Genomic DNA, 14,495 nt, shown 5'->3' on the forward strand with positions numbered 1-14,495 from the left:
CGCTTCTTGGCCGGAGCCTTGGCGGGGGCCTCTTCGGCGTCGATGACGGCGTCGGCGTCGGCCGCGGCATCCGCGATCTCCTGCGCCTCTCCGACGACCTCGTCCTCCGCGGCAGCCTCTTCACCCTCGACCGCGACGAATCCGGTCAGGTCGACGGGCTTGCCGTTGGTGTCGACGACGGTGACCTTGCCGAGCGCGATCGCGAGCGCCTTGTTGCGGGCGACCTCGCCGACGAGCGCGGGGAGCTGGTTGCCCTGCTGCAGCGCGTTCACGAAGTCCTGCGGCGCCATGTTGTACTGCGCAGCCGACTGGATGAGGTACTGGGTCAACTCGTCCTGCGACACCTGCACGTCGGCGTCTTCGGCGATCTTGTCGAGCACCATCTGCGTGCGGAACTGCTTCTCGCTCGCCTCGGTGACCTCGGCGCGGTGGACGTCGTCCTCGAGACGGTTCTCGCCCTCGAGGTGGTTGTGCACCTCGTCCTCGATGAGCTGCGGCGGGACGGGGATCTCGACGGCCTCGAGGAGGGCGTCGATGAACTTGTCGCGCGCGGCGGAGCCCTGCGTGAACACGGCCTGCTGCGAGACGCGCTCGCTGAGCGACTCGCGGAGCTCGGCGATGGTGTCGAACTCGGATGCCATCTGCGCGAAGTCGTCGTCGGCCTCGGGGAGCTCGCGCTCCTTGACAGCCGTGATCTTGACCGAGACCTCGGCCTCTTCGCCGGCGTGGTCGCCACCGACGAGCTTCGAGCGGAACGTGGTCTCCTCGTCGGCGGTGAGCGAGTCGATGGCCTCGTCGATGCCCTCGAGCAGCTCGCCGGAGCCGACCTCGTACGACACGCCCTCGGCGCGGTCGATCTCGGTGCCGTCGATCGTGGCGACGAGGTCGAGCTCGACGAAGTCGCCCTTCGCGGCGGGACGGTCGACCGTCACGAGCGTGCCGAAGCGCGCGCGCAGGCGGTCGAGTTCGGCGTCGATCCCCGCTTCGTCGGCCTCGACGGCGTCGACGGTCACGGTGATGCTGTCGTAAGCGGGAAGGTCGAACTCGGGGCGGACGTCGACCTCGACGTCGACGACCAGGTCACCCGAGAAGTCCTTGAGGTCGGGGAGCTCGACGATCTCGGCGTTGGGACGGCCGATGACACGCAGCTCCTGCGCCTCGACAGCCTCGCGGTAGAACCCGTCGAGACCCTCGTTGACGGCGTGCTCGATGACGGCGCCACGGCCCATGCGCTGGTCGATGATGGGCGCGGGGACCTTGCCCTTGCGGAAGCCGGGGATCTGCACGTCGCGGGCGATGTGCTCGTACGCGTGCGCGATGCTCGGCTTGAGCTCGTCGGGCGAGACCGTGATGTGGAGCTTGACCCGGGTCGGGCTGAGCTTCTCGACGGTGCTGTTGACCATGCGGTGTGTTCTCCTTGTGTGGCCCGCGCGCACGCGGGGGCCGGCTAGGCCTGTGGTCTGGGGGCCGTCACGTCGGGGCGACAGGATTTGAACCTGCGGCCTCCCGCTCCCAAAGCGGGCGCTCTACCAAGCTGAGCTACGCCCCGGGGCGACGCGCAGTGCGCGTTCGACGAAACGACCCCTGAGAGTCTAGACGATCAGGTCGCGGGGGCTGTCGCCCGCGAGATCCGGAGTTTCCCGCCGACCGGGACGACACGGGAGGGACTCGGGAACGACGCGGTGTTCATAGCACGTCCGCTCGTGAAGTAGAGTGGACGACGCTGCGGTTCGCCGCCGCGGGGATGTAGCTCAATGGTAGAGCCTCAGTCTTCCAAACTGATGGTGCGGGTTCGATTCCCGTCATCCCCTCCACTCCTGCTGATCTGCAGGTCTCTTCGCTGCCATCCTCCGGCTTTCCGACGCGAGCGCCCCCGCTCCCGTGAACGTCGAAACGGCTCCCGTCGAACCCGCGATGGGGTGCTCGACGGGAGCCGTTCCGGAAACGGCCGTCAACCCTGGGGAACGCGGTTCGCCGCCTTCCCCGCCGCGACGGATCCGATGATCAGCCAGACGACGATCCAGGCGCAGCCCGCCATCGCGGCGTAGATGGCGTACTCCTCCCCCGCGAAGACGGCGGCCGCCGCGGCGACGATCAGGCCGATGCCTCCGACCGCGATGGGAATCGCTGCGGCTGCGTGCCCCGCGCGCCAGGCCTCATCGGATCGGAGTGTCGTCGCCGTGCGAATTCCGATCCAGAAGTTCATCGGCAGGATCTGCCGGTAGGCGCGATAGGCGGTCCACAGGATGAGGACACCCGCAGCGAGGAGCGGAATGGCGGTACTGATGGCGATGATCATCGGGGTTCTCCGTTCAGGATGGAAGTTTCGGGTTCGCGCTGCGGGGCGGATTCGGTCGCCGCGCGGCGGGGCAGGGGATCATCTGCGCGGTGCAGCGCCACCAGCAGGGCCGCCGCCATGACGACGCCGAACGTCACCAAGCCCATCACGACGGCGATCGCCAGATGGAACAGGATGCCGCACACGAGCGCGAACAGGCGGAGGCGGCGTCGAGGGGCGGAGGCGAAGACGATGGTGAGGCAGAGGAACAACTCGAGAGCGATCGTGCCCCAGGTCGCCGCCACCGCGACCGCGGGGTGGGCGAGCAGCGACTGCAGCGCCGCGGAGACCGCGGGAGTCGCGCCGAACCCGCCGTTCTGCACCCACAGCCACATGGCGGTGCCGTCCGACCACAGCGGGTTGCTGAGCTTGACGATCGCTGCCTCGAAGTAGACGTAGGCGACCTGCAGACGAGCGGCGAACAGGATCACGCCGACCCAGATGTTCGAGAGCGGGCGATCGGCCCCGCTTCTCCGCGGTCGCCAGCCCCAGAGCCGGCCGTCGACGAAAGAGGCCAGGCACAGGAGCGCACTGAGATTCACGGTGAGCTGGTCTCCGCCCTCGACACCGAGAGTGTTGCTGGCGACGGTGAACGCGGCGTACCAGTGCAGCGGACCGGTCACCGCGGGCAGGAAGCCGATCAGCAGAGGGACGCACATCGCCGCGAGGAGCAACCGAGTGGTGTCGGTGTCGAACGGCGACACGCAGAACGCACCGAGCCCGAGGACACCCCCGCAGTACTCGTCGGGCACCACGCCCGTCGGGAAGTGCAGCAGGATGGCCGCGGGATTGACCACGAGGGTCAGAAAGGTGCCGAGCGCAAGCAGCGATCGGACGACCTGCACCCACCGGCCCAGGCGGTCCGTCGACCCCCACGCCACGATGGCATCCGTCGCCGCGGTGAAGCGGGTCGAGGCGAATGACCTAATCGCAGTCAATGCGGATCACCTGCACTTCCAGCTGACGCTGGTCGGTGAGACCTGCGTACGCGAACGGGATCGTCCGTTCTTTCGTCACGATGACCCGTTCGTCGCACGGGATCTGTGCGATCGGTCGGGCGGAGATGACGGTTTCGGATGCCGTCGATGAGCAGGTTTCGAGCGCCTCCTGGTTCGGTCCCCCGGCGCAGCCCTCCCACGCGTCCTCTTCGAGTTCCGCGCTCAGGTAGGCGACGTCGGCCATGTAGGCGCGCTGTGTGCGATTCGCGCCGAAGAGGTGATCGGCGGTCGCCATGACCCCCGCGGACGACCGCTGCCACTGCCCGTCGATGTCGATGAAGAGATCGATACGATCCTCCCGCGCATCCCGGGTGAAGAAGCCCCACCCCTGACGGAACGTATCCGCCACGACTGCACCCGCAGGGGGCGGCCCCTGCGGGTGCAGCACGTTCGCACGCGCGCGATTGCCGACGACAGAGCCGACGGCGACGACGGTGATCAACACCGCCGGAACCAGCAGGGCGACCCAGACCGCCCAGCGACGGGGAGCGCGGTGGGCGCGTGCTTCGCCGGTCACTTCCCCGCGAGGTTGGTGGCGAGGAAGCGCACCGTGTCGGTAGCGCTGAGGCCCTGGGGCTTCTCGCTGCCTGACTCGTCCGTGGGCGCGCTCCGCGCGCCGGTGAACGAGTTTCCGTCCCACAGCCCGTTCTCCAGGTAGATGATGTTGACGCCGCCGGCGACGTTGAACGTCACGACGGCGATCGCGGCGCCGAGAGCGATCGCGGCGACGGAGACGGCGCCGCAGACCGCGATCAGGCCGCACATGGGCGTGATGATCTGGTGGTCCTCGCGGACGCCGGGGTATTCGGCATCCATCGCCGCTTCGAAGCTCGTTCGGTAGGCGGCGAGCGCGGTCTCGACCTGATACGGGTCGCCCGAGGTCATCTGCTCGGCCGCGACCGCGAGAGCGTCGGCGTCACGCGTCAGCATGGACGTGCGCAGCGTCGACACCACGTCGTCGTATTCGGTGACGTCCGCGGCGGTCATGTTCTCCGGGAGAGCGACGACGATGTCGAGGTCGGCGGCGACCACGCCCCGGTTGAAGACGATGCCATCCAGCATCTGTTCGGTCGAGTATCCGCTCTGGACGACCTGCTGGGTCTGGGGAGCGGGACTGGTGGTGGCCATAGCGGCTGTGGCCGTACCCGCACTGACGGCGAGGACGATGGTCGTCCCCCACGCGATGGATGTGAGCAGCTTCTTCATCGTTCCTCCTCGGATGGATGTTCCGACCCAGGATGTCCACGTGCGGGTGCCCGAATCCAGGCGAGAAGGCAGGTGTAGCCCTAGGGCTACGAAGTGCGAGTAGCGCCCGTCAGAGCGAGACGACTCCGAGCTGAGCCGCACGCAGGACGACCTGGAGGCGGTTCTCGACCTGCCACAGACGGTTGATGTTGCGGATGTCCGCCTTGACCGTGCTCTCCGCGTAGTGCAGCGCCTCAGCGATCTCGACGTTGGAGAGACCACGTGCGATCAGCCCGACGATCTCTCTCTCGCGCTCGCTCAGGGCCTCCGATGGCGCCGTGCGGGGGTTCTCCTCGTCGAGGGAATCGAGCACGAACGTCCGCTGCACCTCGGGCGAGACGACGCGATCTCCCTGATACGCCGCGATGATGGCGTCGACGATCTGCTCGGGCGTCGAGTCTTTGACCAGATAGCCGGCCGCGCCCGCCTTCAGCATCTCGAGAGCCCGCCATTCGGTCGTGAACGTCGTCAGGGCGATGACACGACAGTGGGGATCCTGCTCGACGAGTCGGCGCGTGGTCTCGATACCGCCGAGGCGGGGCATCTTGATGTCCATGAGGACGACGTCGGGAGCGCACGCGGAATAGGCCGTGATCGCCTCATGTCCGTCGGTCGCCTCGCCCACGAGATCGACACGATCGTCTGCGGACAGGAATGCGCGCAGGGCATGCCGGAGCAAGGCTTCGTCGTCGACGACGAGGACGCGTACGGGCCGGTTCACTCTTCAACGCTACCCGCGCGACGCGCGCGAGAACGCGTCGCGGGAGCCGGCCGCACCGCCGGGCCGCGCACGAGGGCCGGGTATGGTCGAGGGCGACGCAAAGGAGACGACATGCTGAACGACGTGATATCCGACTTCCTTCTTCCGGGTAAGGCGGGGGCGATCATGCCCCTCGACCTCGGCGACATCATCTGCCAGCTCCTGGGGTTCTGTGCCTGAAAGCCGCCCTTCGCGCGGATCGAGCACCTCCGGGGCTCTGGAGCAGGACACGTCGATCTCGCTGGTACACATGCTGAGGACGCCGGTCTTCTGGCGTGCGCGCGAGCTGCACCCGTTCTTCCGGTTGCTTCTCCTCCTCGTGGTCGCCGTCCTCGTCTGCGCGCAGGTCGGCGTCATGATCGCCGAAGGGGAGATCGAGCGGGGCGACCTCCTGGCCCTCGGCCTGTACTCCGGCCTCGCGCTGTTCGCGTGGCATCCGCTCAGCGCCGCCCTGATGACCATGGCGATCTGCGGGACGAGCGCCGTTCTCACCGGCAGCGGAGGCGACCTCCTCGAGCTCGGCGTGGCGCTCGTCCTCGTCTCGGCGACATGTGCGCCCGCCGTCATCGTGCTGCACGTCGCGCTGATGGCCGGTGTGAGCGCCTACCTCGTGATCGCCGAATCGACGCTCGTGACCAACGGGGTCTTTGGGATCCTCGCCTGTGCCGTCGTCGCTCTGCTCGCGGGGATCACCGCGAGGCTGTTCACCGCGCGCGAGGAGGTGCTGCTCGCCCAGCGCGCCGGCATCGCGCGCGCCTTCGATCAGATCTCCCGTCTTCAGCAGGATCGCATCGCGGATGAACTTCACGACGGCATCGCGCACGATCTGACGCTGCTCCTGTTCCACGCTCGCGCTCTTCCCAAGCAGCCCGACGAGCAGTCCCGGCAGGTCTCGCTCTCGACGATCGAGGACTCGGCGAGCCGGGCGCTCCGCAGCGCGCAGTCCCTGCTCGCCGTCATGAGGGAAGCGCCGGGGCGCTCCCCCGTCGGATCGGGGAAAGCGGTACCCGGCGACGTGTCGGCAGTCGCCGAGGCACTCGCCCAGACGCTTCGGGATGCCGGCATCCGGACGCACGTGAGCGTATCGGGCGCGACCACGCTCCCCGCTCACCTCGCGGAGGTCCTCGGGGAGACGATCACGGAAGCGGCCATGAACATCATCAAGCACGCCCCGGGAGCATCTGCAGCGGTCATCGCGGTGGCGGCAGACGCGGAGTCGGTCACCCTCGAGGTACGCAACAGTCGGTCCCGCGTCCGAGTGCCCGCCGAGAGCGCGTTAGGAGGCCATGGGCTGGCGCGCGCCCGGGAGAGGCTCGCCCTTCTCTCGGGAACCCTCGATGCCGGGCCGACCCCCGAGGGATGGGTGCTGCGGGCCGCCGTACCTCTCCGCTGAGGTCGTGCGCGAGGAGCGCACGAAGAGTCGGAGGGGACGGCGACCCGACCCCCCTACTTCACCGGCGACGTCCCCGCGGTGATCGCGGCACCGGATGCGTATCCCGCACGGGTGGCGACGACCTTGACGGTGATGACCTTGCCGGACTGCGAGCTCTTCAACGTGTACGCCGAAGACGTGGCGCCGGGGATGGGGTTCCCGTTGGAGAGCCATTGGTACGTGTAGGTGAGGCTGGGGAGCGACCACGACCCGGTGCTCACGGTCAGCTTCTTCCCCACGGCCGCGACCCCCGAGATCTTCGGCACAGTGAGCACCTTCGGTGCCGCGCCCTGGGCGATCTTCGAGGTGGCGGCACTGGTCGCGGTGTTCGTCTCCCACGCGGTCGAGGTGGCGGTGACCCGCACCGAGATCGCCGTGCCGAAATCGGCGGAGGTGAGCTTCAGACTCGAGCCGGTGACGCCGTCGATCGCGACGCCGTTGCGCAGCCAGGTGTATTTGAACGTCAGACCGGTCTTGGACCAGATGCCCGCGGTCGCGGTGAGCGTATTGCCGACCGACGTGGTCCCCGAGATCTTCGGCGCGGTCGTCGCCACAGGACGTGGCCCCTTGCCGATCGGTGCCGTGGGCGAGGTGGTCGCCGTCGCCGTGGTATAGCCGGCCGCGGTCACGGTGACGACGACGCTCAGGCGCTTCCCGGCGTCGGCGGTGCCGACCGCGTAGGCACCCGAGGTGCGTCCCGAAACCGGGCTCCCGTCCCGCAGCCACTGGTAGGAGAACTTCGCGTTCGGCGGGAGGTTCCAGTCGCCCTGGTCCAGGGTCACCGTCTGACCGACGGTCGTCGTTCCGTTGATCGCAGGCGCGCGGGTCACCGTCGCCGCGGGGCCGGCCGTGACGCGAACCGGCGCGGAGCTGTGCGCCGCGCCGGCCGCGTATCCCTGGCGGGAGCCGGTCACCTTCAACACGATGTCCTTGCCGAGATCCGCGGGAACCGGGGTGTATGCGGAGCACGCGCTCGAGAGCTGGGTCGACCCGGCGTACCAGCCGCAGGTGTACGTCAGGTTCGAGGGAGCCCACGTTCCGTAGTCGACCTGCAAGGGGCTGCCGACCTGGCCCGAACCGCGGGCGTACGGGCCGTCGGTGGGCGCGGGCGCGGCCCCGATCCCCACCGGCGGAAGCGTGACGGATACCGGTTCCGAGATGTATCCCTGCTTGTGTGCCGTGACGGTCAGTGTGAGGACGGAGCCGATGTAGCCGGCGTCCAAGGTCAGATTCTGCTTGTTCGTGTCCCTCTTCGGGCGGTCGGGACCACCGGTCCACTCGTACGAGTACGACCAGCCGTCCGTCTCCGACCACTCGCCCGGCGTCGCCGTCAGGGTCTCTCCCGCACGCACCGTGCCGTTCACGACGGGCGGAGAGGTGTTCACGGCTCCCGGCGCGGGTTGGACCACGCAGGAAGGCGTTTTCACCTCATCCGCGTAGAGAAGCCCATCCCCCTCGTCGTACCAATACGTGATCCCCGGGTAGAGAACGCGGTATCCGGCACTGGCGGGAATAGTGAACGAAAGATCGCTCGACCCGTACCGAATCGGCGGATCGCCGTACTTGTTGCGCTGCGGCACACTCGACCACTCGAAGGTCGACTTCACGGCATTCGGAGGAAGAGTTCCGAGATCGACCGTCACTGTCGCATCCACCGTGCAATCCCCCGACAGCGTCGGAGGGACGTATGAATCGTCTGCGAACGCCGCCTGCGGCGCCACCATCGCCCCCGTGACGACGAGCGCGAGACTCGCCAGGAAGACACCGAACCGTCGGGTACGCGGAGCGCGTTCACGCGTGTTCATTTTTCGCAGTTCCCCCATGCGCGGCAACAATCCGGAGTGCCGATTCTTCAATTTCGCAGTTCCCTGTGAATTGAGCAAGTCGAGAATATGAAAATGCCTTACGGGGCGGTCGCCCGGGCGCCCCGATGCCGCGCGGAATGGCCCAGATAGTTCCCGGCGTTGCGCAGGATCTTCTCGCGTTCCTCGTCCGACAGGACACGCCGCACCTTCGCGGGAACGCCCGCGACGAGGGACCCGGCCGGGACCACGGTCCCCTCGAGCACGACCGCTCCCCCGGCCACAAGGCATCCCGGACCGATCTCGGCGCCCGACAGCACGACGCTGCCCATCCCGATGAGGGAGCCGTCTCCGATGGTGCAGCCGTGCACGACCGCGTTGTGGCCGATCGAGACGTCCTCGCCGATGGTCACCGGGTGCCCCGCATCGACGTGGATCGAGACGTTGTCCTGCACGTTGGATCGCGCGCCCACGACGATCGCGGCCCCGTCCCCGCGCAGCACCGCGTTGTACCAGACGCTCGCGCCGGCGCCGAGCGATACGTCCCCGACGAGACGAGCACCGGATGCCACGAACGCGTCGTCGTGCACGGTGGGTGCGGCATCGGGCAGGGCGAGGACCGAGGCGTCCGGGGCGATGGTCACGAGGCATCCTTCCGTGGGGCGCGCAGGTGCCCACGCACCCAGGCCGCGACGAGGGCGACGTGCGGTCCGTCCGGGTCGATGAGATCCATGTGCGCGAGGCGGGCGAACTCGAAGAAGTCCACCGGTGCGTCCAGATCGCGCGCCTGCCGGGCGAAGTCCCTCGCGTGGTCGACGGGGACGCGGTCGTCGTCGACGCCGTGGACGACCAGGGTGGGCGTGGACGTGGGGCGGGGGGTGGCTGCGGCGTAGGCCTCGGGCCGTTCGGCGGGCGACGCCCCCATCAGCTCCGCGACAGCTCCGGACCCGATGCGCGCACCGTATCCGCCCACGAGGTCGGTCACGGGGGCCAACGCCACGACGAGATCGACCTCGTCGGCGCAGAGCAGAGCGAGGTGGCCGCCTGCGGAGTGCCCGACCGCCACGCGAAGCGCGTCGGGGAACAGCTCTCGCACGCGATGCAGTGCGGTGCGCACATCGTCCTGCATGGCTGCGGGGTCGCCCTCACGGCGGTACTCGATGTTCACCGCTGCTGCGACAGGGCCGTCCCGGACGACCCGCTCGACGAGCGGATCCATCAGCTCCGCCGTGTAACGAGGGCGCCAGTACCCACCGTGGACGAAGCAGAAGACGAGCTCAGCGGAGGCGTCACCGACGATTCGTACCCACTGGTCGGGATGATCTCCATACGCCTCGGTGCGCGGGGTGTGATGCGGCATGCGCCGATCCTCACACGCGTGAGTCCAAAGGCGCAGCTGACGCGGCGAGTGAGGTGAGGATTGCCTATTCATCAGGGATTTAGCCGAGCCTCAACTTGCTTGCGGAATGCTGTCGCGTGAGTAGCGTTACATCCATCAGACTTCGTTCGCTGCGAGAAGGAGCAGAAAATGAGCACCGTTCAGACCCCCGCCGCCACCACCGTCGACCCCACGATGGCCGCCGGCACCGCCCAGTTCCTCTCCCCCGTCGTCATCGGCCTCGAGGCCCTCGTCGTCAACGGAAAGCAGGCTCACTGGCACGTGCGCGGCTCGAACTTCATCGGCGTCCACGAGCTCCTCGACTCCGTCGTCGCTCACGCGCAGGACTGGGCCGACCTGGCCGCTGAGCGCATCGTCGCCCTGGGGCTCCCGATCGACTCCCGTCTCTCGACCGTCGCGGCCAAGGCGAAGGCCACCGAGGTTCCCGCCGGCTTCGCCCCGTCGGACGTCGTGATCCGCGCCGTCATCGCCGACATCGACGCCGTTCTGGTCGACATCGAGGCGGCCATCGAGGGCCTCGATGAGATCGACATGTCGAGCCAGGACGTCGCGATCGAGATCAAGCGCGGCCTCGACAAGGACCGCTGGTTCCTCTTCGCGCACCTCGCCGCGTAAGAATTTTCGCGCGAAGGGGGCGGTGCTTCGGCACCGCCCCCTTCGTCGTTCGTGCGCGGCCGGACTCAGGCGCCGTGGGTGACGCGGCCCGCGAGCAGCGTCGCGCGAACCGGCATCGACCGAAGGCCTCTCTCGTCGGCGGCGAACGGGTCGGCCCCCACGACGACGAGGTCGGCCAGGGCCCCGGGGGTGATCTCGGCCGGTGCGGTCGACCCGCCGGCGGTGGATGCCGCGATCGCCGTCTCGATGCCCACCCGCTCGTGGGGTTGCCAGGCATCGCGTCCGTCCCGCGTGCGGAACACCGCCGACGCCATCGCCGCCCACGGGTCGAGAGGAGCGACCGGGGCGTCCGATCCGAAGCGCAGGTTTGCGCCGCTGTCGGCCAGCGCCCGCAGGGGGTAGGGCTGAGCGGACTGCTCGGCCCAGATGGCATCCGTCATGTCGCGGTCATCGAGCGCGTGCTCGGGCTGCACGCTCGCGGCGACCCCGAGCCGGGCGAAGCGCGGGATGTCGCTGTGCGCGACGAGCTGGGCGTGCTCGATGGTGCCCACCGCGCCGGTCAGCGCGTACGCGTCGAGCGCGTGCGCGTTCGCGATGTCGCCGATCGCGTGGATGGCGCATTCGAGACCCGCCGCCGTCGCCCTGGTCATCATCTCGACCAGTTCGTCGGGCGCGATGGTCAGCAGGCCGTGATTGTCGATCTCGCCGGGGTAGTGATGGGCGCAGGCCGCCGTCCGCGTTCCCAGCGAGCCGTCGGTGATGGCCTTCAACGGTCCGACGCGCACGAGATCGTGTGTCGCCCCGCGTACGCTGTCGCCCGTGCGCAGGCCTTCGGCGATCGCTCGGTCGAGGTGCTGCGGGTACGTGCCGTACGTGATGCGCAGGGTGTCGAATCCCCGGGCGACACGCCGCTGCCACGGCTCGTCATTCCAGGTCATGTCGAGGTCGACGAGGCCGACGATCCCGCGGGCGGCGGCCGCGCTCGCCATCCGCTCGACCGAATGGTCGGCGATTCGGGGCTCCACCGCGTTCAGACGGCGGGAGATCTCGAACGCGTCCTCCTCGCGGAGGAGCCCGGATGCCACGGGCTCGAAGCCCTCGCTCCGAAAAGCAGCGGAGTTCATCCACACGCTGTGGACGTCCGCGTTGATGAGGTAGGTCGGAACCTCGCCCGTCGTGGCATCCAGCATGCGCAGAGTCGGGGTATCGGGCCAGAGTCCGTCGCGGAAGCCGGAGCCGATCCGGCGGCCGTCGATTTCGGGCGCCAGAGCCATGATCGTGGCGGCATCGTGCGCGGACGCGACTTCACCGAGGGGCACGCGGTCGGCGGACAGTGCCCACTGCAGCACGTGAACATGGTGATCCCACAGCCCGGGAAGGAGCCATCCGCCCTCGCCGTCGAGGACCAGCCCCGTGGGCTTCAGGTTGCCGGTCGGTGCGATGTCGGCGATGACACCGTTCTCGATGACGAGGTCGACGGGTTCGAGGGTCGGCAGCAGCTCCCGACCCGGACCGGCGACCCGCACCGCGCGAACGAAACCGACGTTCTCGCCGATCACGGTCGCACCCGAGCTGCGGCTGCACGGCTCATCTCGGCCGCCAGGGCGGGATTGTGCTCCGTGAGTCCCGCGATGATCGTGTCGACGACCTCGGGAGCCTTGTTCTGACTCAGCTTGCGCTTGGCGGTCACCCGCGTGGGCGTGAGCCGGAAACCCACGGTGCCCCGCTCGAGACGCTCGACGAAGGCCACGTCGTTCGGGAGCGTGTACAGGCCACGCGCCTCGTCGCCGGTCCCCTCGAACCGCTCGACAAGGCGCTCGAGAACGCGCAGGTTCTCGGCCGGGCTCAACAGCTCCGGGATGCCGGAGAGGTGCGCCGACACGAAGTTCCATGTCGGAACCGCCGGGACGTCCCCGTACCACTTCGGCGTGATGTACCCGTGCGGGCCCTGGACGACGACGAGGAGCTCCTTCTCGCCCAGGCCGAGGATCGTGTCGTCGGGCTTGCCGACGTGGCCGACGATCGTGAGATCTTCGCGGTCGTCGTCGAGGAGGACCGCGTAGTGAGAGGCGACGAGACCGGTATCCCCCTGGCTGACCAGGGTGACCCAAGGGTGATGGGCGATGAGACGGCGGAGCTCGCTGACATCGGTCATCGCGAAGCTGGGGTTCTGACGCACCGTTTCAGCCTAGATCGCCGGTCCCGGTGGCTTCGACAGGCTCAGCCACCTCCGCGGCGCGCCGTCGCCACAGCCCCTGCCGGCGCCTGCTCAGGTCCCTGAGCCTGTCCAAGGCCCCGGCGCCCCCGTCACGCCTGACACCGCGGGCACCAGTACAGCTTGCGCCCGGCCGCCTCTTCCATCAGGACCGTCGTCCCGCACACACGGCAGGGCAACCCGGCACGGTGGTACACCCAGTGCCGGTCGTCGCGGTGCGCCATCGCGCGACGGTACGCCTCGGGGTCGAGGTCGTCCATCGTCATCATCTGACCGGTCTCGACACCGATCGAGAGGAGCCGCACCCAGTCGCGCCACATCTCGCGCACGACATCCTCTGGCACATCGCGCCCCGGCGTGTGCGGGTTCTGCCGCGCGCGGAAGAGGATCTCGGCGCGGTAGACGTTGCCGATACCGCTGACCACGGATTGGTCCATCAGAAGCAGACCGATCGCCGTCGGCTTCTTCCTCACCGTCGCGACGAAACGCTCCTCACCCTCGGTCACGTCGTCGACGAGCGGATCCGGTCCGAGCTTCGCGATGGTCGCGGCGACCTCATCCGGAGACTGCAGGACGCAGGCCGTCGGGCCACGCAGGTCGGCGCACGTGGCCTCGGTGAGCAACCGCAGCCGCACCGCCCCCACCACCGGGGGCGGCCACTCCACCTGCTCTTCGAGCCCGGTGGTCTGCTCTGACATCCGCACACGTGTGCGCCGCGGAGCACCGATCGAGCTCAGAGAGTTCTCGCCGGCGGCATCCAGGATCGGGTTGTCATCGATGACGGTCCCGCGCTGGTTGGTGTGCCCCATGCGCCCGTTCGCCGAGGCGATGGTCGCGTCGACGGCGATCTCACCCGAGAAATCCCAGGCGCCGTACATCCCGAGGTGTACGCGCAACCACACGTCGCCGTCGAAGGCCAGGAACATCTGCTTGCCGACCGCGCGCACGTCGATCGCCTCTCGCCCGTCGATCACCGACGCGCCCTCGACGAACCGCCCTTGCGGACTGGATGCCGACACCGTGCGGCCGACGATGTTCCGCGCGAACTGCCGCGCGATGCGATGGACGGAATGCCCTTCGGGCATCAGCCTGCCTCGGGGTCGAACGAGTCGCCGGCCGCGAGGACGTCGGCTTGCGCGCGTCCTTCGCGCGGGTCGGGCAGCAGGACGCCGTCCTGCTCGTACGCCGCAAGCTGCGCGATGCGGCGCGCGTGGCGCTCCTCGCCCGAGAACGGCGTGGCGATGAAGCGGTCGATGAACGACGAGGCTTCCTCGAACGTGTGCTGACGGGCGCCGATCGCGATCACGTTCGCGTCGTTGTGCTCGCGAGCGAGCTCCGCCGTCGCGATGCTCCACACCAGGGCCGCGCGCACACCGAGGACCTTGTTGGCCGCGATCTGCTCGCCGTTGCCCGATCCGCCGAACACGACGCCGAGCGCCTCGACCCCGTCGGCCTGATCGCGCACGACGGCCTGCGCGGCCCGGATGCAGAACGCGGGGTAATCGTCGAGCGGGTCGTACTCGATCGGACCGTGGTCGACGACCTCGTGCCCCTGCGCGGCGAGGTGGTGCTGGATCTGGGTCGAGAATTCGAGACCGGCGTGATCGGTGCCGAGGTGGATTCGCATGCGCTCATCCTATTGAGGGCCACCGACACCCGGGCGGACATGACGATGCCGTCCGCTCTCGTGG

At 68.7% G+C, this 14,495-nt stretch carries 15 protein-coding genes and 2 tRNA genes; 3 read left to right on the top strand and 14 right to left on the bottom strand.

Going from position 1 to position 14,495, the window contains the following annotated elements:
• On the bottom strand, positions 1 to 1,403 hold a 1,403-nt coding region (gene tig, locus NS283_RS06415), incomplete at its 3' end, for a trigger factor (protein ID WP_058596052.1).
• A 72-nt stretch (positions 1,404 to 1,475) separates the two neighbouring features.
• Positions 1,476 to 1,549: transfer RNA gene (locus NS283_RS06420), tRNA-Pro, on the bottom strand.
• Positions 1,550 to 1,740: 191 nt separating this feature from the next.
• Here NS283_RS06420 and NS283_RS06425 point away from each other — a divergent pair.
• Positions 1,741 to 1,814: transfer RNA gene (locus NS283_RS06425), tRNA-Gly, on the top strand.
• 137 nt (positions 1,815 to 1,951) lie between these two features.
• On the opposite strand, the gene NS283_RS06430 is transcribed toward NS283_RS06425, so the two are convergent.
• The 5 genes from NS283_RS06430 to NS283_RS06450 all read right to left on the bottom strand — a co-directional run bounded on the left by NS283_RS06430 (position 1,952) and on the right by NS283_RS06450 (position 5,302).
• On the bottom strand, positions 1,952 to 2,299 hold the full coding sequence (locus NS283_RS06430; protein WP_058596053.1) for an SdpI family protein: 348 nt from the start codon (positions 2,297 to 2,299) through the stop codon (positions 1,952 to 1,954).
• Positions 2,296 to 3,276, bottom strand: coding sequence for an HTTM domain-containing protein (locus NS283_RS06435; protein WP_153003297.1), 981 nt, complete (start codon positions 3,274 to 3,276; stop codon positions 2,296 to 2,298). The genes NS283_RS06430 and NS283_RS06435 overlap by 4 nt, the downstream gene beginning before the upstream one ends.
• A complete protein-coding gene (locus tag NS283_RS06440; protein ID WP_058596055.1) occupies positions 3,263 to 3,853 on the bottom strand; it encodes an SdpA family antimicrobial peptide system protein in 591 nt (196 codons plus the stop codon). Before NS283_RS06440 ends, NS283_RS06435 begins: the two co-directional genes overlap by 14 nt.
• Positions 3,850 to 4,542, bottom strand: a complete 693-nt coding sequence (locus tag NS283_RS06445) for a hypothetical protein (protein ID WP_058596056.1) — start codon at positions 4,540 to 4,542, stop codon at positions 3,850 to 3,852. The genes NS283_RS06440 and NS283_RS06445 overlap by 4 nt, the downstream gene beginning before the upstream one ends.
• Before the next feature lie 109 nt (positions 4,543 to 4,651).
• Complete coding sequence (locus NS283_RS06450; RefSeq protein ID WP_058596057.1) at positions 4,652 to 5,302, bottom strand: response regulator; 651 nt, start codon at positions 5,300 to 5,302, stop codon at positions 4,652 to 4,654.
• Between the two features lie 289 nt (positions 5,303 to 5,591).
• Between NS283_RS06450 and NS283_RS06455 the strand changes: the two genes are divergently transcribed.
• Positions 5,592 to 6,734, top strand: coding sequence for a sensor histidine kinase (locus tag NS283_RS06455; protein ID WP_058596058.1), 1,143 nt, complete (start codon positions 5,592 to 5,594; stop codon positions 6,732 to 6,734).
• A gap of 53 nt (positions 6,735 to 6,787) precedes the next feature.
• On the opposite strand, the gene NS283_RS06460 is transcribed toward NS283_RS06455, so the two are convergent.
• The 3 genes from NS283_RS06460 to NS283_RS06470 all read right to left on the bottom strand — a co-directional run bounded on the left by NS283_RS06460 (position 6,788) and on the right by NS283_RS06470 (position 9,935).
• Positions 6,788 to 8,578, bottom strand: coding sequence for a hypothetical protein (locus NS283_RS06460; protein ID WP_058596059.1), 1,791 nt, complete (start codon positions 8,576 to 8,578; stop codon positions 6,788 to 6,790).
• Positions 8,579 to 8,676: 98 nt separating this feature from the next.
• Entirely contained in the window at positions 8,677 to 9,219 is a 543-nt protein-coding gene (locus NS283_RS06465) for a gamma carbonic anhydrase family protein (protein WP_058596060.1), read from the bottom strand.
• Positions 9,216 to 9,935 carry an alpha/beta hydrolase family protein gene (locus NS283_RS06470; protein WP_058596061.1) on the bottom strand — a complete coding sequence of 240 codons (720 nt, stop codon included), beginning with the start codon at positions 9,933 to 9,935 and terminating at the stop codon, positions 9,216 to 9,218. The genes NS283_RS06465 and NS283_RS06470 overlap by 4 nt, the downstream gene beginning before the upstream one ends.
• A 168-nt stretch (positions 9,936 to 10,103) precedes the next feature.
• Between NS283_RS06470 and NS283_RS06475 the strand changes: the two genes are divergently transcribed.
• Entirely contained in the window at positions 10,104 to 10,589 is a 486-nt protein-coding gene (locus tag NS283_RS06475) for a Dps family protein (protein WP_058596062.1), read from the top strand.
• A 65-nt stretch (positions 10,590 to 10,654) separates the two neighbouring features.
• Here the strand turns inward: NS283_RS06475 and NS283_RS06480 are convergent, their stop codons facing one another.
• From NS283_RS06480 to NS283_RS06495, 4 genes are all read right to left on the bottom strand, one after another.
• Positions 10,655 to 12,148 carry an amidohydrolase gene (locus tag NS283_RS06480; RefSeq protein ID WP_058596063.1) on the bottom strand — a complete coding sequence of 498 codons (1,494 nt, stop codon included), beginning with the start codon at positions 12,146 to 12,148 and terminating at the stop codon, positions 10,655 to 10,657.
• Positions 12,145 to 12,768, bottom strand: a complete 624-nt coding sequence (locus NS283_RS06485) for an FMN-binding negative transcriptional regulator (protein ID WP_193752636.1) — start codon at positions 12,766 to 12,768, stop codon at positions 12,145 to 12,147. The genes NS283_RS06480 and NS283_RS06485 overlap by 4 nt, the downstream gene beginning before the upstream one ends.
• A 128-nt stretch (positions 12,769 to 12,896) precedes the next feature.
• Positions 12,897 to 13,889, bottom strand: a complete 993-nt coding sequence (locus tag NS283_RS06490; protein WP_058596064.1) for an Fpg/Nei family DNA glycosylase — start codon at positions 13,887 to 13,889, stop codon at positions 12,897 to 12,899.
• The gene (locus tag NS283_RS06495) at positions 13,889 to 14,431 is read right to left on the bottom strand and encodes a ribose-5-phosphate isomerase (RefSeq protein ID WP_058596065.1); all 543 of its coding nucleotides are present in this window, start codon (positions 14,429 to 14,431) and stop codon (positions 13,889 to 13,891) included. The genes NS283_RS06490 and NS283_RS06495 overlap by 1 nt, the downstream gene beginning before the upstream one ends.
• Positions 14,432 to 14,495: the final 64 nt, after the last annotated feature.

Source organism: Microbacterium testaceum (assembly GCF_001476285.1).
Lineage (GTDB): Bacteria > Actinomycetota > Actinomycetes > Actinomycetales > Microbacteriaceae > Microbacterium > Microbacterium testaceum_B.